This window comes from Methyloceanibacter sp., from assembly GCF_049590335.1.
In the GTDB taxonomy this organism is placed as follows: Bacteria; Pseudomonadota; Alphaproteobacteria; order Rhizobiales; family Methyloligellaceae; genus Methyloceanibacter.
In genome coordinates this window covers 1-16,980 of the sequence record NZ_JBAWCQ010000065.1, presented here as the reverse complement: position 1 = coordinate 16,980, position 16,980 = coordinate 1, and the positions used below count along the sequence as shown (strand labels likewise).

The following is a 16,980-nucleotide window of genomic DNA, read 5'->3' as shown; positions in this document are numbered from 1 at the left end:
CTGTAATACATGTCGTATTCGACCGGATGGGGCATCATCTCGAAGCGCTCCACCTCTTCCATCTTCAACTCGAGATACGCGTCGATCGCATCATCGGTGAACACTTTGCCCTTCTTCAGGAAGGCGCGGTCCGCGTCCAAGGACTCGCAGGCTTCGCGCAACGAACCGCTGACGGTGGGAACCTGCTCTAGCTCCTCGGGCGGCAGGTCGTATAGGTTCTTATCGATCGCCGAACCCGGATCGAGCTTGTTCTCGATGCCGTCCAGGCCAGCCATCAGCAGGGCCGAGAAGGCCAGATAGGGGTTGGCCGTGGGATCGGGGAAGCGGACCTCGACGCGCTTGGACTTCGGACCCGTGCCGAGCGGAATGCGGCATGAGGCCGAGCGGTTGCGCGAGGAATAGGCCAGCAGCACCGGCGCCTCGTAGCCCGGGACCAATCGCTTATAAGAGTTGGTGCTCGGGTTCGTATAGGCGTTCAGCGCCTTGGCATGCTTCAGGATGCCCGCGATGTAATGCAGCGCCGTATCCGAAAGATCGGCATATTTGTCGCCGGCAAAGGTCGGCCCGCCGTCTTTCCAGATCGACTGGTGCACATGCATGCCCGAGCCGTTGTCGCCAAATACGGGCTTCGGCATGAAGGTGGCGGTCTTGCCATAGACGTGAGCCACGTTGTGGATCACGTATTTGTATATCTGCAAGGCATCTCCGGTCTGCACGATCGGCCCGAACTTGATGCCGAGTTCGTGCTGGGCCGCACCCACTTCGTGGTGGTGCTTCTCGGTCACAACGCCCATCTCGGACATGACCGACAGCATCTCCGAACGCAGGTCCTGCGCGGAATCGACTGGGGGAACCGGGAAATAGCCGCCCTTCATGCGAGGACGGTGGCCCAAATTGCCCATCTCGTATTCGGTGCCCGAGTTGGTGGGCAGTTCCGTCGAGTCGACACGGAAACCGCAATTGTACGGCTCGGCCGTGAAGCGCACATCGTCGAATACGAAGAATTCGGCTTCGGGGCCAAACACGGCCGTATCGCCGACGCCGGTCTGCTGCATGTAGGCCTGGGCCTTGCCGGCGATGCCGCGCGGATCGCGCTCATAGGGCTCGTTCGTCAGCGGCTCGAGCACGTCACAGAAGACGCTGAGCGTGCTCTGCGCGAAAAAGGGGTCGATGACCGCCGAATCGCAGTCGGGCATCAGCTTCATGTCCGACTCGTTGATCGCCTTCCAGCCTGCAATGGAGGACCCATCGAACATGACGCCTTCGGCGAATGCTTCCTCATCCATGAGGTTCGCGTCCATCGTGACGTGCTGCATCTTTCCCCTGGGATCGGTGAATCTCAGGTCGACGAACTTGATTTCCTCGTCCTTGATCTTTTTGGCGGTGCTGCTTGCGTCTGCCATTTTCTCTCCCTGTACAGATTGTTCCCGCGTCACTTGGAGCGAGGCGGACAAAAGGTTGGTCCACTTATGCGAAAGTTATGAGTGAAATGGGGCAGATGGGCCAGTCTATTTGCGACTAGACCGCATCGTTCCCAGTCTCGCCGGTCCGGATGCGCACGGCCTCCTCAACTTGCGATACAAAGATTTTGCCATCGCCGATCCGGCCAGTCTTGGCCGAGGCCACGATCGCCTCGATGGCCTTCTCGACCATATGATCCACAAGCACGAGCTCAAGCTTCACCTTGGGAAGGAAATCGACCACGTATTCGGCGCCGCGATAAAGCTCCGTATGGCCTTTTTGGCGGCCGAAGCCCTTCGCTTCGGTGACCGTGATACCCTGAAGGCCTATTTCCTGGAGGGCCTCCTTCACCTCATCGAGCTTGAATGGCTTGATGATCGCTTCGATCTTTTTCATTCTTCGTCATACCTCCCAGTCCAACCTTGCGGCGCCTCGCCGCTGAGCGTGCCGCTGTTCAGATCGTTCTCAAGACCAAGCCTTAGCACACGCTGTGCCAATCTAATGAGCGGGCGTTTTTGATGTGGAATCAATGGCCTAGAAAATTTACGCAAAATGTAGAGGCGGAGCCGTTCGGCAAGCTGACAACGCATTAGGCAATGCGCACAAAAACAAGGCATTTGCAACGGCTAGCAAGACTTTACCGACCGCGGGGTTGGTGTTCCGAAGCTCTCAGTCAACAGGAAAGACCATGTTGGAACTTTTGACCGCGAAAGAAATGGGCCGCGCCGACAAACTCGCCATAAAAGGCGGGGTGGCGGGCGCTGTTCTTATGGAGAATGCGGGCCGAAGTGTCGCCGACGAGGTCTCGTTGCGATTTCCCGACGCTTCCAGGGTCGCGATACTTTGCGGGCCCGGCAATAATGGCGGCGACGGCTTTGTAGCGGCCCGCCGACTTCTGGAGCGCGGTTATTTCGTTCGTCTCGGTTTTGATGGCGATCCGAGCGCGCTCCCGGCCGATGCGGCCGAGATGGCGGCGCGGTACTCCGGAACGATACAACCGCTCGACCCTGCTCTGTTCGACCATGCGGATGTCATTGTCGACGGCTTGTTTGGAGCAGGGCTCGCCCGGCCCCTCGACGGCAAGTTAGCCAATCTGGTCGGTGCCGCGAACGCGAGCGGCGTGCCGGTCATCGCCATCGACGTGCCGAGCGGCGTCGACGGCACCACCGGCATGGTTCTCGGCACCGCGATCCACGCCTTGAGCACGGTCACGTTCTTCCGCTTCAAGCCGGGGCATCTACTCATGCCTGGCCATTTGCATTGTGGCGAGCTTCACCTCGCCGATATCGGCATTCCCGATGCGGTTCTCGAGACGGTGATGCCCACGCTCTACGTTAACGAGCCGGGTCTGTGGCTCGAACGGTTCCCGTGGCCCACGGTGGATGGACACAAATATCTGCGGGGGGACGCGCTCGTGGCCTCAGGTGCGGCGGATGCGACAGGAGCGGCGCGCTTGGCCGCGCGGGGGGCATTGCGGGCCGGCGCCGGGCTCGTCACTGTCGCCTCGCCGCGCAACGCCCTGGCCGTCAACGCGGCGCATCTCACCGCCGTGATGCTGCGGGAGGCCGACGGACCCCAGGGGCTCGCAGCGCTTCTGTCAGACACCCGCAAGAATGCGTTTTTGATCGGACCTGGCCACGGTGTCGGCGAGGAGACGCGCGGGATGGTTCTCACGGCGTTGAAGGCTACGCCGGCCGTGGTCTTGGACGCCGACGCGCTGACGTCTTTCGCGGAGACCCCTGACGAGTTGTTCGAGGCCATTCACGCGCGGGCGGCTCCTGTGGTGATGACGCCCCACGCGGGCGAGTTTGCGCGGCTCTTTGGCGACGTGCCCGGCGCCTCGAAGGTCGACCGGACGCGGACGGCCGCGACCCGCTGCGGCGCCACCGTCATTCTGAAAGGCCCCGATACGGTGATCTCAGCTCCGGACGGCCATGCCGCCATCGACACCAACGGCACCCCCTGGCTGGCGACCGCCGGCTCGGGCGACGTTTTGGGTGGTATGGTGCTCGCCATGCTGGCTCAAGGCCTCGGCGGCTTTGACGCCGGTTGCATCGGCGTCTGGATGCATGGGGAGGCGGCGAAACGTTTTGGGCCGGGTCTGATCGCCGAGGACTTGCCCGAGCTTGTCCCGGAAGTCCTTGAGGACCTTGAAGGATATTGACCAGACGGGTGAGTGGACCGGTTTGCCCGTCGCGACCGTTTGTTGACACACTCGCCGGTTATGAGGGACATCTTGAGGAGGCACCGCTTCGCGTTGTGCCCTTCAGGATCGAAAGACCGCTCTAGCGAAGGATCGCTCAGGACTATGGGCCGCTGCCGCGCCGCAAAGAGCCGTATAAGCGCCAAGACAATTGTCCTCGGCGTTGCCTTGGCGACAGCCGTGATCGGGACGTCCCACGCCGCCGACCAAATCCTGTTGCGCGCGCGCGAAGGCGCGGCTGCGATGCTCCGAGGGCAGTACGACCGCGCGGTGGCGCTGTACGACGAAGCGCTGGGTACGCCGGACGTGTCGAAATTCGTCCAGGCCAGCATTTACAGCGATCGCGGCGTCGCCAAATGGCGGATGAAGAAGACGCGGGAGGCGATCGACGATTTCAACGAGTCGATCCAGCTCGCGCCCGACAACGCCATTGTCTACAACAACCGTGGCAACGCGCTGATGGATCTCGGCCACCCGGCCGAAGCCATAAAGGATTTCGATCGCGCGATCGCGCTGGAGCCGGCCTATGGCGCGGCCTTCAACAATCGCGGCAACGCTTATGCCTCGTTGCAGAATTACGATGCGGCGTTTCAATCCTTCCGCAAAGCTACAGCGCTGCTGTCTAGCACCGCGGCACCCTACAATGGGCGAGGGCGAGCCCATGTCGAGCGCGAGCGCTACCACGCCGCGGTCCGGGACATCAGCCGTGCCATCAAGCTCGATCCCAAGTTTGCGGCCGCCTATCGCAATCGCGCCGCAGCCAATTTCGCTTTGGGGCATTATGCGGAGGCGGCCGACGATGCCACGCAAGCCCTCGACCTAGAGCCGGAAACCGACAAGTCCGCGCTACTCATGCTCCGGGCGCGCTCCAATTCGGCGCAGAACAGGTTTCGCGAGGGCGTGGCCGACTTCGACAAAGTCCTCGACATCGAGCCGAAGAATGTCGCCGCTTTCATGGAGCGGGGCGAACTGCTGGCCAAGAACAAGCGCCACGACGCGGCCATCAAGGACTTCAACAAGGTTCTGGAGCTGCAGCCGAAGAACCCCACAGCCTATGCGCGGCGCGGCGAGACCAAGCTGTATGACCGCAAGGCCGATCAGGGCTATATCGACGTCAATATCGCGCTCATCGTAAAGCCGGACGATCCGCTCGCCTTGCGGGTTCGGGGCGATATCTATCAGGCTCAGAAGCGCACTGAGAATGCGATCGCCGATTATCAGAAGGCCGTGACCTTGGATCCCTTCCAGGATGAGGCGCGGGCCGCTTTGGAGCGTCTTCGCGCACCCGTTCCGGTCGACAGCCGCAAGCCGTTAGGGCCTCCGGTGGCAGGCTGGGTCATCAATGAAAAGACCCCGGGGCGCTACGTCGCAACCAATCCGGACTATCGCGGTGTCGCGATCGCCATGGAGATGTTCGGTGCGGGAAAGCCGAAAATTTTGGCCTGGGACAAGCTTAAGGGCGCCCAGTCCCGGATCGGTCTGTTGAGGTACTATGCCGGGACGGCCGAGGGCGAAGGCGCATTCGAGTATGTCGCCGTTATCGACACCAAGAAGCGCTCGGTGCTGTCGATCGAGCCCGAGCGTTGGGGCGATAAGGCCGCGACATGGACTTGGCAGACGGCTTCGCTTTCCGTCGCGGACCCCGACGGGAATATCAGCGAAGTGGCGTTGCAGCCGCAGCGGACCCGCAGAGCGCCCTCAGCCCGGGGCCGCCGCAAAGACGGCCGAGGCTTCCGCGGGTTTGCACAACAGCAGCCGCAGCGTAAAGCACCCCGCAAGAAGCGCTCACGTCGCAGGGGAGGGGGACAGAACAGCAATCCCCTGGGTTGGCTCTTCCGCTAATGGGGTACGCATGCGCCGCTGGCCGGGCGGCGGTTTCCGGGATAACACGACACGCATGACTCATTTTCTCGCGAGCGTTCGGAGCCGGGCGGAGGCCGAACTCGTTCTAGCTTCGGGAGCAGATATCGTCGACCTTAAAGACCCAGGCCAAGGGGCGCTCGGGGCCGTGGCGCCCGGCGTGATCCGCGATTGCCTTGCCGCGATCGGCGGACGGAAAGCGGTTAGCGCTACCGTGGGCGACGTGCCGATGCATCCGGACACCGTTGCGGGCGCGGTCGCTGCGACCGCAGATCTCGGCGTCGACATCGTGAAGCTTGGGATCATGCCGGGGGGCGATCCCTTAGGCTGCTTCGAGCTCCTTGCCGGACTGAACTTGCGCGCTGGTCTTGTGCTCGTCTTCTTCGCCGATTCCTTGCCGGACTTCGATCCCGTGAAGGCGGCTGCGGGAAGCGGGGCGAGCGGCGTGATGCTGGACACGATGGGCAAGAAAACCGGCTCGCTTCCCGACCATATGCCCCTGCCGGCAATTGCGCGCTTTGTGGATCGGACGCGCGATGCTGGATTGCAGGCGGGCGTCGCGGGATCCCTTCGCGCCGATCACCTGCAGCCGCTTCTTGCGCTCAGCCCCGACGTGATCGGATTTCGCGGCGCGCTATGTGAACAAGGCGTCCGGGGCCGTGAGCTCGATCCGAAGGCTTGCGCAGAAATCGGTGCGCTGATCGCCGCAAACCGCTCCCTGCCGGAGGCGCGTTTCGAGGCGCGCGCGAGCTCCGCGATGTGCTAGAGCATTTGCTCAGCTTGGCGTGAAACGGGCGGCCGGACGGAAGAGCCGGGCCGAGGAGGGGGAGACCGAAGCGAGAGATGGGGCAACGACTGGGACACATCAGCACGACGAGCGGAACGGGTGAAATCTTGGACCGCATCTTCGTGCACGACTATGTGCTCGAAGTGGAAATCGGCGTTCACCACAATGAGAAAGGCGTCACCCAGCGGGTCCGCTTCTCTGTCGATATCGATATACTGCCTAATCCCGAAGAGCTTGACGACGATATCGACCGCACCCTGGACTACGACTACGTGATCAACGGGATCAAAGCGATCATCTCTCACGGTCACATTAATCTTGTCGAGACTCTCGCCGAGGAGGTCGCGCAGCACTGCATCGCCCATCCGCGTGCGGAGCGCGTCGAAGTCGTCATCGAAAAACTCGACAAGGACCCCGGCGCCGTAGGCGTTCAGATCGTCCGGAGGAAGCAGGAGAGCTGATATGGACGCCGCGTTGCAGCCCTCTGCGGCGGACCAGCACGCGACCGTCGCGCAGCCAGCCGTGGTGAAGCTCGGCGGCAGTGTCGTGCGGGGAGGCACGCTCAAGGGCTGGCTCGACGTCATTGCGGATGCGAAGCGTCCAGTCGTCCTCGTGCCCGGGGGCGGGGCCCTCGCCGACGAAGTCCGCGACTGCCAGCGTCAACTCGGTTTCGGCGATGTCACAGCCCATCGCATGGCGCTGCTCGCCATGGATCAGCTTGCCTGGGCCATCGCCGGCATGCGGCCGGGCTACGAGGTCGGCACAGCCGTCGAGGATTTGCGCGGTATACTGCAACGTGGGCTCGTCGCCGTCTGGGCTCCCTCAAGTTTGGTCGCGGACCACTCGGACATTGAAGCGACTTGGCGGCTGACCTCCGACAGTCTGGCTCTATGGCTTGCGAACAAGCTTGGCGCGGAAACCTGCTGCGTCGTTAAATCGGCGACGCTGCCGCGCGGGCAGCAATCCGCCAACGCGCTCATGCAGGATGGCATTGTCGACGAGGCCTTCCCGGCCATGCTTGCAGAGACGGGCATTCCCACAACGATCTTCGGACAGGGCGATCACGCGGCGCTTGCGGCCCAGCTTGCGGGCAAAGTCTCTGCGCCAAGTCCGGTCGTCGTGTGAGCGGGGAACACATGGCTGAGAAGATCCTGTTCCTCACTGGGCATCTGGCGGAACCGCGCCTGGAAGCGGTGCTCAAGAGCATGGATCCCGAGTTCGAATGGCGTGTGGTCGATATCGGCGTCAAGGTTGCGGCGCTGATGACCGAAGACATCATCATGCGGCGCCTGCCCGACGCTGGCGGTGCCGATAAGATCCTGTTGCCGGGCCGCTGTCGTGGAGACCTCGACCGACTCTCCGCCCATTATGGCGTGCCGGTCGAGAGCGGGCCCGACGAGGTGAAAGACATTCCGGTGTTCTTCGGCCGGGCGCGCAGGCCATCGGACATGTCGAAGTACGACATCAACATTTTCGCGGAGATTATCGACGCGACGGGCTTGAGCGTCGAGGACATCCTGGCGCGCGCGGAGGAATACTCTCACCGGGGCGCCGATGTCATCGACCTCGGCTGCCTTCCGGATACGCCGTTTCCGCACCTGGAAGATGCAGTGCGGGCGCTCAAGATCCATGGCTACAAGGTTAGCGTCGATTCCGCCGATTCCGACGAACTCCTGCGCGGCGGAAAGGCGGGGGCCGACTACCTCCTCAGTCTCGATGAGACGCGGCTGCACATCGCCGATGAGGTATCCTCCGTACCCGTCCTGATCCCCGCGATACATGGTGACCTGGACTCTCTGCGCCGGGCCATGACGGTTCTGGACGAGAAGGGGCTGCCCTATCTCGCCGATCCCGTTCTTGATCCTATCAATTTCGGCTTTATGGCGTCGCTTGAACGCTATGCGGAGCTGCGCCGGACGCGCCCCGATGTGGACATCTTGCTCGGCACCGGCAATCTCACCGAACTCACGGAGGCCGATACCACGGGGATCACCGCGGCGCTGATCGGAATTGCCTCGGAATTGAACATCAAGAATGTGCTCGTCGTGCAGGTCAGCCCCCATACGCACCGAACCTATGAGGAGCACGATGCGGCACGGCGTCTAATGTTCGCCTCGCGCGCCGATGGGGAATTGCCGAAAGGCTATACGGATGAGCTCCTGGGTCTGCACTCGAAGCGACCGTTTCCGCTGACTCCGGATGAGGTCGCCGAAAACGCGGCCGCCGTGCGCGACAAGAATTTCCGCATCGAGGTCGCCGATGACGGCGTGCACATCTACAACCGCGACGGCCATCACGTCGCCCAAGACATCTTCGAACTTTACCCTAAGCTTGACGTCGACGGCGACACTGGGCACGCCTTTTACCTTGCCGCTGAACTGGCCAAGGCGGAGATCGCCTGGCGCCTCGGCAAGCGCTATGCCCAGGACGAGCCGCTCTATTGGGGGGTCGCCGCAGACAAGCCGCGTGAAGACCGGACACGGCTCAAAGAGGCGGGCCATACGCTTGCCATGAAGAAAAAGCGAGAGCGGACATGATGTCGTTGGAGTTGTTGCGATGCCTATGATCCGCGAATGCATCGTTACCACACAGAATGACGAGGGCCGCCTGCATATCGCCCCGTTGGGTCTCATCGAAGACGGTGCGGGCTGGGTAATCGCGCCGTTCCGGCCATCGGCGACTCTCGACAATCTCAGAGCCACGCCCTTCGCGGTCGCCAGCTTTACTGACGATGTGCTGGTCTTTGCCGGCTGCCTTACGGGCAACAAGCATTGGCCGACCCGCCCGGCCGAGCAGGTTCCGGGCGCGTTTCTAGGGGGCGCGCTGGCACATCTGGAGCTCGCGGTCGAGCATGTGGACGAAGACGAGCTCCGTCCGCGCTTCCACTGCCGCATTGTCCATGAGGGCAATCACGCCCCGTTCAAGGGCTTCAATCGGGCCCAAGCCGCGGTGATCGAAACGGCTATCCTGGCGACCCGTCTCAAGATGCTCCCGCGCGAAAAGGTCGAGACGGAGTTGGCTTATCATCAGATCGCCGTCGAGAAGACGGCCGGTCCGCGCGAGCACGAAGCCTGGCGCATCCTCGTCGAGAAAATCGAGGACTTCTACAAACACGCGCCGGCCGGCAAATGAGGCGTTCAGGCGTCGGCGGGAAGCGGTAACGACTTACCGGCAAGATCTGACGCGCGGTCTGGCTCGATAAACGGCAGGAACATGCGGCGATAGGCGCCCGGCGTCAGCCCCGTGGAACGCTTGAAAAGCCGCCGAAAGAAGGCGTGGTTTTCGTACCCGAGATCGGCAGCAATTTGCTCGAACGAGATGCGTTCCGTTTCTAGCCGCCGCTTGGCCTCTTCTACACGCAGATTCTGCACGTGCCCTATCAGCGTTGTGCCAGTGGCAATCTTGAAACGCCGCTTGAGACTGCGCTCAGGAATGCCGGCGAAAGCAGCGACGTTCACGACTGCATCGCCGTCTCTGTAGTGCTCCGCGAGCCAGTCTTCGCATTTACGCACGACTGAGTCCGCATGCGACTGCTCGCGGATGAGCGATGCGTAAGGGAGCTGACCTTCGCCGTGCCATTTCAGCAAGTACACTTTGGCGATGCGCATGGCCTCGCCTGGGCTGCAATGGCGCGCGATAATGTGGATAGCCAGATCGTGCCAGGAGGTCGTCCCACCGGCAGTCACGATTCGGCCTGCTGCATCGGCGAAGCACAAGTTCGGCTCCGGACGAAATTTGACTTTGGGATAGTGCGTGCGGAAGAGGTCCTGGTATCCCCAATGAGACGTTGCTTCCTTCGCGTCGAGCAGGCCGGTGGCGGCGAGCATAATCGAGCCGGAACAGGCGGAGTAAATCGTGCTGCCGGCACGGTAGCGTCTGCGGATCCAGTCCAAGAGCTCAGGATAGCGGTCTTTGAAATCGTCGTCGGGCGCCAGCCATAGTTCCGGAAGAATGACAATGTCCGCCGACGGATCGTCGTCGAGTTCTAGTTCGGGCTCGACAGGTACCCGGTTCCCGCATGAAAACGGGGATCTGGTGAGCGAAACGATGCGTGGCCGAATAGGGTGTCGTTGCTCGCCACCCGTGAGCTGCTGCCAGAGATTGCCGGCGGATGTCAGAACATCGACCATGCCGTAAAGGGCTGAACCGGCGGTCTCCGGAACAGCCACGATCAGCGCCTCTAAAGGCTCGTTTTCACGGTTCATCCGCCGATTTTGGCACGAATGGATCCTTTTTGACAAAAACCGATCTGAGCTGACCCATTTGGCGTCTCTACCTTCTGTCTCATAAGCCCGGCCAAAAGATTGGCCCGAGCACGAAAAGTGGAGGATGAGATCATGACCATGCATCAAACCATCACAATGAACGGCCTGGATGTGAAAGCTGCACAGGAGACGATCGAAGCCCTCAAGGCCGATTCTGGCCTTGCGAAGTTTCAGTTCCGCGCACGCAACAAATGGATCGACGGCGGCGAAAACCGCTCCACGATCCGCGATTTCTACGGTGCGGGCGAGGAAGATACTTCCCGTACGGAGGACTTCGAGTTTGTGAACGGCGAGCCTCCGGTTTTGCTTGGCCGGAATGAAGGGGCCAACCCTGTCGAGTTCCTTCTGCACGGGCTGGCAGGCTGCGTGACGACGACGCTTATCCTGCACGCGACCATGCGGGGCATCGTCATTCGCGAACTCTCGACGGAGCTGGAAGGCGATATCGACCTTTACGGTCTTCTGGGGCTCAACCCGAATGTCTCGCCTGGTTACCAAGAGATTCGGATCCGCATGCATATTGAAGCGGACTGCTCCGACAACGAGGTCGAAGAACTCTTGGCCTGCGCGAAGGCGCATTCGCCCGTCTGCAACACCTTGTGCCGGCCAGTGCCCGTCGTGCTTGAAAGGGTCCGTGGCTAGCGATCAAGAGGCGCGGTCCAGTGCCAGTGAACGCGGGCCGCGCCTCAAATCTCGGACGCCATCGCCACGAGCTTCGCGATGGTGTTGATGTTGCGGGCCGTCCCGTAAGAGGCTGCGGGAACCTTGAGTGTGGATCGGCCCATACCCTCGGGATAGTGAACGTAAAGCTCGCGGGTCCCAAGTTTCAGGGCCTCGTTCGCCTGGCCGGAGACGGTCTCGATCTCCTTTGCGTCCGGCGTTTGGTCGAGAAAGAGTGTCATGACCTTGCTGGGTGGCGCACCAGGGAAGGGGTTGTCCGTCAGGACAGCGGACAGCTCGTCCACTGTGCGAACCAAAACGGCGACGGGCTTGCCCGCATAGGCGTGCAGCACCTCTTCGAGGTCCGCCTTCACCGCCGCCTCGGTTGCATCGCTCGAGAAAACTACATTTCCGGACGCGATATAGGTGCGGACTGACGCAAATCCTGCGCGCTCGCACATCGTCACAAGGTCGCGCATGGGAAGCCGGCCGGTGCCGCCTAAGTTGACGGCGCGTAGCAGCGCCACGTACGCTGTCATTTGGGTTCCGTGCGGGTGAGTGTCACCTGCGCCAAGCTCTCCGCGCTAAGCCCGCGCCTTGGGACGTTCGTCGAGATAGGAATCGACTGACGACAGCAGGAGCTGATAGGCGCGGTCGACAATTTCCTCGAGCGATTGGGTGCGCGCGAAGATAGCGTTGGCCTTGGCCATCAGCTCCTCGCGCGTCGGCAATTGCGGGACGTGCACGCTGGCCAAGGCGTCGGCGGTCCGGTCTTGAGCGCTCGCCAGGCTATCACGCAATGCGGCCAGTTCCGGCCCGTTGAGGGTGGCGGAAATCGTGCTGGCGATCCTGGCGGAATTGAAATGGCCGGCGAGCTGCTCGGCCGCACGATTGATAACACCGACGCCAAGACCATGCTCGTTACGCACGATCTTCTTCGGCGGCATCCGCAAATCCCATACAAGGCCAGTCCAGGACAGGACCTTCAGGATGTAATAGGTCGGATCCCACTCATACCAGCGGAAGCCCTGGCGCACACTGCTTTGGAAGGCGTGGTGATTGTTGTGCCAGCCTTCGCCCATGGTGAAGATCGCCAGGAGCCAGTTGTTGCGGGAATCGTCGCCGGTCACATAGCGCTTCTTGCCGTGCACATGGGCTAGCGAGTTGATGCAGAACGTGCCGTGATAGACCGCCACGGTGCTCCAGAAGAAGCCGACGAACAGCCCGGGCCAGCCAGCCACGAGGTAGCAGATCGCGGCAAGGCCGTAAGCCGGCACGAGCGGGTATTTGTCAAGCCAGCGAAGCTCCGGATAGCGCATCAGATCGGCGACTTTCTCCTCGTCGAAATCGTCATGCCGCTTGGAGAAGATCCAGCCGACATGGCTATAGAGGAAGCCGTGCTGGCGCGGGGAGTGGGTGTCGAGTTCGGTGTCCGAATGCAGATGGTGATGCCGGTGCTTGGCGGCCCACCACAGCACGCTCTTCTGTGCGGTGCTTTGACACAGAACGGCCAGGACGAACTGAAAGGCCCGGCTTGTGGCGTACGCGCGGTGGGAGAATAGGCGGTGATATCCGGCCCCGATCGCAAAGATCCGCAGCCAATACAGCGAGATACCAAGGATGACCGCTTCCCAGGTTACGCCGGACCAGATGGCGCCGAAACAGGCAAGATGAACCAATAAAAAGGGAATCGCCGAGGGGTAGACAATATCGTCATGTACGTTAGCGGATTGAGTTTCGCTTGCCATGGTCGTCGTAAATCCTTTGCAGTTCAATTGCATAGCCTATCGCAGCGGGATAGGGGATTTTGAGAATCAATACTTTGAGTCAACTCAATGTGGGATTAGTCGCGCCGCTAGGCAAGCCGTGCCACGGCGGCGGCGGGCGCGCAACGGGCGACCATCCCGTGCACGTCGTCCGCGCAAGGTGTTAGATCGGCAAAATCGTGGTAGGGGCGCTCCAGACGGTCGGCGATTGCCACGGCCAAAAAGCGCCCGCAGCCGGCGCCGACAATGGGCGCTTTGGGCGGCAGGTCTTCCCGTTCGATGACCTCGCGGGCATCGGCCTCGATCTGGTCCAGCAGACGGCGCGCCAGGAAATGGGCCAGCGCCTTCCAGGCGACGAAGTCGACATCCTCGGTGTCGCGACCCAGCATCCGGGCAAGTCTGGTGGCGCTGTCTCCGAGGCTTTTGCCGCGGCCGTCGGCGGACGGGAAGGGGTCTGCGTCGCCCGGCAACTCCCCGGTCAGGCGATACACATCGGCCATGGTGGCGAAGCGCTCCGCCGCCAGACCCTGCATCCGGCCTTTGAAAGGCGCCTGGCCCGCGATCGCCATCACGGGCGTGCGGACGACACCGCGATAGAGGAGTTCCCCCTCCGTTAGGCGGTCCCCGTCGTTACGGCCGAGCGCGCAAGGGCGTCCGTCCTTGAACGGAATGAGGTCCGTGGTCGTGGTTCCGACATCGACCAGGAGGCCGCAGTCTTCGACGGTTGCGGCGAACGCGGCACTCGCGTGCCAATTGGCCGAGGCAACCGTTTCCCATTCAGCGATAGCCTGGTGGGCATCGACGAAACCGTTGAGACCGTAGAAGCGGGCCGCCGCGCCCACCGTCTTGCGCATCAAGGCGACCAGATAGGCGACGCCCTCATAGCGGCTGGCAAAGACATCGGAGAGTTCCCCGGTCATGGTGATGGCGTGGGTGGCCTCTGCATCGCCGACGATCCGCATTGCGTCTTCCACGGCGAGGTCAAATCTCCGGGGTTCGGCGAGGGCCGGGCAGGGGCTCTGCAGGACCGCCTCGATCTGCCCGTCTTCGACGCGGGCCAGTTTCAAATTGACGCCGCCTAAATCCCACCCAAAACACATGTCCATTGAGACCTCATTTCCCAAGCGCGCATTTTAAATGACGCCATTCCGCGTCATGATAGCTACGAGATTCGAAAGGCACGTTCGACATGGCGCCGACCTCCGAGGTTTCCGGAAACCTGACTTTCACGTCCTTCGACGTCGTCCCTGTGCTTGATCTGCAGGACGGCGGTGTGGTTCACGCTCGTGCGGGTAAACAGGCGAGGGCGGGAAAACGTGCTGACTACCGCCCCATTGCGACACCGTTCGGCCCGCCTCACGACCCACCGGCCATCGCCAGAGCGCTTCTCGGTATCACTTTCTCGCCGGCGATGTACATCGCCGATCTTGACGCGATTCTGGGGCGTGGCCACAATTTCGACCTCTGCCAGGCGCTGGCGGACGCGCTTCCTGGCACGGATCTTTGGATCGACGCGGGCTTCGCCAACCTCGACGACTGCGCGTTTTGGCTCCCCTTAGGGGCGACGCTGGTCATCGGCAGCGAAACAATTGCGAGCCTTGAGGACTGGAAAGCCATCTGCGGGAGCCTTGGCCGAAATCTGGTGCTCTCGCTCGACTTCGACGAGCAAGGCCTGCGCGGCCCAACAGAGCTGATGAGCGAACCGGACCTTTGGCCCGACCGAGTCATTCTCATGAGTCTTGGCCGGGTCGGCACCGAGACGGGCCCCGACCTTGACCTGTTGGGGAAGGTCGTTGCGAGCGCCGGCGACCGCCATGTCTATGTCGCCGGTGGGGTAGCCACCCGAGACGATGTTGCGACGGTTCAAGAGGCCGGCGCGCGCGGTGTCCTTGTGGCGACGGCCCTGCATTCCGGCGCGATCGGACAAAAAGAAATCGCCGCCCTCCGGGGAGGGCGGCGACCTTAAATCTGACCTGCGGTCAACCCCGCGAATTAGAAACCAAGCTTTTTGAGCCACCGACGTATCGGGCCCGGCTCGTCTTCTCCACCGGAGGTCGCCCGATCCGCAGCTTCGCCAGTTCAGCCAGCGGCGAACGGATGAGCGGCAGAATCCTTCTTGGCGGTGACTTCGGCAGCCTTCGGCTCGCCAGCGATGGCGCGGGCGATGGCTTCCTTGGTCGCCTGATAGTTGAAGTCCTGGATCTTCTTGTCGTCCGCAGCTTCCCAATGGATGAAGACGCCAACGCAGACGTAAAGATCGTCGGCCTGGTCAGCGGGGATAACACCCTCGGCGACGGAGTCAGCAACGGCCTTAGCAACAGCGTACTGAGCGGGCCCAAACATCTGAACGGCCTGACGGGCGTCCTTGATGGTGACCTTGTTGTAAAGGATCGTAGCCGGCTTGCAGAGCAGGTTCGGAGCAACAACGGCGAGCAGCGTGGTGAAGCCGTCCTTGTTGTTCGTCAGCGCGTTGCAGAAGGCCGACTCGGCGGCGCTTCCGCGCGGGCCGAGAATGAGATCGATATGAGCAACTTCGTTGCCATCGCCGACGAGCGACTCGCCGATGCATACACCAGTGATTTTGGCCATGAGGCCCCCTCCCTAGTACGTGAGACGTGATAAAAACAAAAACAATGGCATCACCGGATTGGACCGCTGACACCAACGGAAGAGCACAGGATGCGCTCCAGCGTTCGCAGCCCCAATCGAGGCTCCTCGTGGTGAACATAAGGCCGAGCTTGAAGGATGCAAGCCGATTATTAGCCGTCCCGTTCGATTTGGGGCAATTTCTTTAGGGGAAGTTACCCGGCGACTAGGGCGCTCGCGAACAATGTTGCGACCGTGAGATCAGCAGATGTCCCCGGATTTAGGCCCCGGTTTTTGAGCGAGGCGTCGAACGAGGCCAGGGGACCGGCCATTTCCTTCGGGTTGTGGCTCTGTGTAAGCCCCGCTTCGATAGGCCGGGCCTCATCGAGGACCTCCCCAGCCATATGCGCGCCGAACTTGCGTTCGATGAGCGTGTCCGGGATATGCGCCAGGAACCCGAGATAGACATAGGTCGTGACCCAGGGCACGTCGCCCCAGCGCGCCTTGCCTCCGTTGCGCCATTTCAGGCCCAAGTCGAAAATATCGACGAATTCGTGCGCATAATTCCAGGCAACGCGGTCATGGGCCCGGGCGGCGCGCATGGCTTCGAGCAGCGTTGCGGTGGGTTCGGCCGCCACATCGTGCTCCGGCGCACTTCCAAGCCCGCCGGGCTCCGCTAAACGGATTGCACGATAGGCAGACTTGGCATCCTCGACCGTCAACGACTGGAGAACCTCCGTCAGGGTCGGCCGCAAATCCTTACCTGCCGAAATCAGTGCTGCCTGGGCGAGGGGCGCGGCGAGCAGAACAATGCCGAGATTGGTGTTATGGCTTACGACACCGCGCGTGGCCCGCACCGCCGCTTCGATGCGCTCGCCGACCGTGAGACCCGCAGCCCCGATTGCCGGAGCTGCGGCGGCAGCGCTCTTCTCGAAGTCGGCCACGTCCATGCCATGGCCGTCGGTGTATCGATGGACATTGCCCGGCTTCAGCGCGTCGAGTTCGGCAAGGCAGGCGTCATGGAAGGCGGAGGCAACAGCATCGCTGGTCAGCGGCGCGCTCACGCTTCCTCCTGGACGGTCCGCGCGTTCTCGGGCAGGGCCGCGGCGAGGAACGCATCGACCACATAGTCCGACAGGCGAAGGCTTGTGACCTTCTGCAGACCGTTCCAGGCCGGCATGGAATTGATCTCCAGCACGAGAAAGCGCCCATCGCGCCCCTGGATGATATCCACACCAGCATAGTCCGCGCCAACGCAGGCCGCAGCGCTGACCGCCAGATCGGCGAGTTCTTGACTGGGAATCGCCGCCTCGGCCCGTGCACCCAGCTTGATATTGGTGATCCAGTTCGCGCCGTGTCGGATCATGGAGGCGACGACGCGCTCGCCGCAGA

17 protein-coding genes and 1 pseudogene are annotated in these 16,980 nt (G+C 62.1%); 9 read left to right on the top strand and 9 right to left on the bottom strand.

Annotated elements, in window-relative coordinates; translation table 11 throughout:
* A partial coding sequence (gene glnA / locus WBQ77_RS05070) for a type I glutamate--ammonia ligase (RefSeq protein ID WP_424059201.1) occupies positions 1-1,403 on the bottom strand: 1,403 nt, incomplete at its 3' end.
* Between the two features lie 115 nt (positions 1,404-1,518).
* The gene (locus tag WBQ77_RS05065; protein ID WP_424059199.1) at positions 1,519-1,857 is read right to left on the bottom strand and encodes a P-II family nitrogen regulator; all 339 of its coding nucleotides are present in this window, start codon (positions 1,855-1,857) and stop codon (positions 1,519-1,521) included.
* 292 nt (positions 1,858-2,149) lie between these two features.
* Between WBQ77_RS05065 and WBQ77_RS05060 the strand changes: the two genes are divergently transcribed.
* From WBQ77_RS05060 to WBQ77_RS05030, 7 genes are all read left to right on the top strand, one after another.
* Positions 2,150-3,625, top strand: a complete 1,476-nt coding sequence (locus tag WBQ77_RS05060) for an NAD(P)H-hydrate dehydratase (protein ID WP_424059198.1) — start codon at positions 2,150-2,152, stop codon at positions 3,623-3,625.
* Positions 3,626-3,769: 144 nt separating this feature from the next.
* A complete protein-coding gene (locus WBQ77_RS05055) occupies positions 3,770-5,506 on the top strand; it encodes a tetratricopeptide repeat protein (protein WP_424059196.1) in 1,737 nt (578 codons plus the stop codon).
* Positions 5,507-5,561: 55 nt separating this feature from the next.
* Complete coding sequence (locus tag WBQ77_RS05050) at positions 5,562-6,290, top strand: (5-formylfuran-3-yl)methyl phosphate synthase (RefSeq protein ID WP_424044018.1); 729 nt, start codon at positions 5,562-5,564, stop codon at positions 6,288-6,290.
* A gap of 77 nt (positions 6,291-6,367) precedes the next feature.
* On the top strand, positions 6,368-6,772 hold the full coding sequence (locus WBQ77_RS05045; protein WP_424044016.1) for a dihydroneopterin aldolase: 405 nt from the start codon (positions 6,368-6,370) through the stop codon (positions 6,770-6,772).
* A 1-nt stretch (position 6,773) separates the two neighbouring features.
* Positions 6,774-7,436 (top strand): uridylate kinase, encoded by a 663-nt coding sequence (locus tag WBQ77_RS05040; protein WP_424044014.1) that lies wholly within the window; start codon positions 6,774-6,776, stop codon positions 7,434-7,436.
* A gap of 11 nt (positions 7,437-7,447) precedes the next feature.
* The gene (locus WBQ77_RS05035) at positions 7,448-8,848 is read left to right on the top strand and encodes a DUF6513 domain-containing protein (RefSeq protein WP_424044013.1); all 1,401 of its coding nucleotides are present in this window, start codon (positions 7,448-7,450) and stop codon (positions 8,846-8,848) included.
* Between the two features lie 19 nt (positions 8,849-8,867).
* Positions 8,868-9,443 (top strand): DUF447 domain-containing protein, encoded by a 576-nt coding sequence (locus WBQ77_RS05030; RefSeq protein WP_424044011.1) that lies wholly within the window; start codon positions 8,868-8,870, stop codon positions 9,441-9,443.
* Between the two features lie 5 nt (positions 9,444-9,448).
* On the opposite strand, the gene WBQ77_RS05025 is transcribed toward WBQ77_RS05030, so the two are convergent.
* A complete protein-coding gene (locus WBQ77_RS05025) occupies positions 9,449-10,516 on the bottom strand; it encodes a GlxA family transcriptional regulator (RefSeq protein WP_424044009.1) in 1,068 nt (355 codons plus the stop codon).
* Between the two features lie 132 nt (positions 10,517-10,648).
* Here WBQ77_RS05025 and WBQ77_RS05020 point away from each other — a divergent pair, with 132 nt between their 5' ends.
* Positions 10,649-11,218 carry an OsmC family protein gene (locus WBQ77_RS05020; RefSeq protein WP_424059194.1) on the top strand — a complete coding sequence of 190 codons (570 nt, stop codon included), beginning with the start codon at positions 10,649-10,651 and terminating at the stop codon, positions 11,216-11,218.
* Between the two features lie 44 nt (positions 11,219-11,262).
* Here the strand turns inward: WBQ77_RS05020 and WBQ77_RS05015 are convergent, their stop codons facing one another.
* The 3 genes from WBQ77_RS05015 to WBQ77_RS05005 all read right to left on the bottom strand — a co-directional run bounded on the left by WBQ77_RS05015 (position 11,263) and on the right by WBQ77_RS05005 (position 14,108).
* Positions 11,263-11,775, bottom strand: a complete 513-nt coding sequence (locus WBQ77_RS05015; RefSeq protein WP_424044006.1) for a DUF1697 domain-containing protein — start codon at positions 11,773-11,775, stop codon at positions 11,263-11,265.
* A gap of 45 nt (positions 11,776-11,820) precedes the next feature.
* A complete protein-coding gene (locus WBQ77_RS05010; RefSeq protein ID WP_424044004.1) occupies positions 11,821-12,984 on the bottom strand; it encodes an acyl-CoA desaturase in 1,164 nt (387 codons plus the stop codon).
* 107 nt (positions 12,985-13,091) lie between these two features.
* A complete protein-coding gene (locus tag WBQ77_RS05005; RefSeq protein WP_424059192.1) occupies positions 13,092-14,108 on the bottom strand; it encodes a hydantoinase/oxoprolinase family protein in 1,017 nt (338 codons plus the stop codon).
* 83 nt (positions 14,109-14,191) lie between these two features.
* Here WBQ77_RS05005 and WBQ77_RS05000 point away from each other — a divergent pair, with 83 nt between their 5' ends.
* Entirely contained in the window at positions 14,192-14,968 is a 777-nt protein-coding gene (locus tag WBQ77_RS05000; RefSeq protein WP_424059190.1) for a HisA/HisF-related TIM barrel protein, read from the top strand.
* A gap of 113 nt (positions 14,969-15,081) precedes the next feature.
* Here the strand turns inward: WBQ77_RS05000 and fae are convergent, their stop codons facing one another.
* From fae to WBQ77_RS04985, 3 genes and pseudogenes are all read right to left on the bottom strand, one after another.
* Positions 15,082-15,591 carry a formaldehyde-activating enzyme gene (fae, locus tag WBQ77_RS04995; RefSeq protein WP_424059188.1) on the bottom strand — a complete coding sequence of 170 codons (510 nt, stop codon included), beginning with the start codon at positions 15,589-15,591 and terminating at the stop codon, positions 15,082-15,084.
* A gap of 212 nt (positions 15,592-15,803) precedes the next feature.
* Positions 15,804-16,652: a triphosphoribosyl-dephospho-CoA synthase gene (locus WBQ77_RS04990; RefSeq protein WP_424041425.1), complete on the bottom strand. Its 849-nt coding sequence runs from the start codon at positions 16,650-16,652 to the stop codon at positions 15,804-15,806.
* Positions 16,649-16,980: pseudogene (locus tag WBQ77_RS04985) on the bottom strand (RimK family alpha-L-glutamate ligase); the annotation flags it as partial. The pseudogene WBQ77_RS04985 and the gene WBQ77_RS04990, both read right to left, overlap by 4 nt.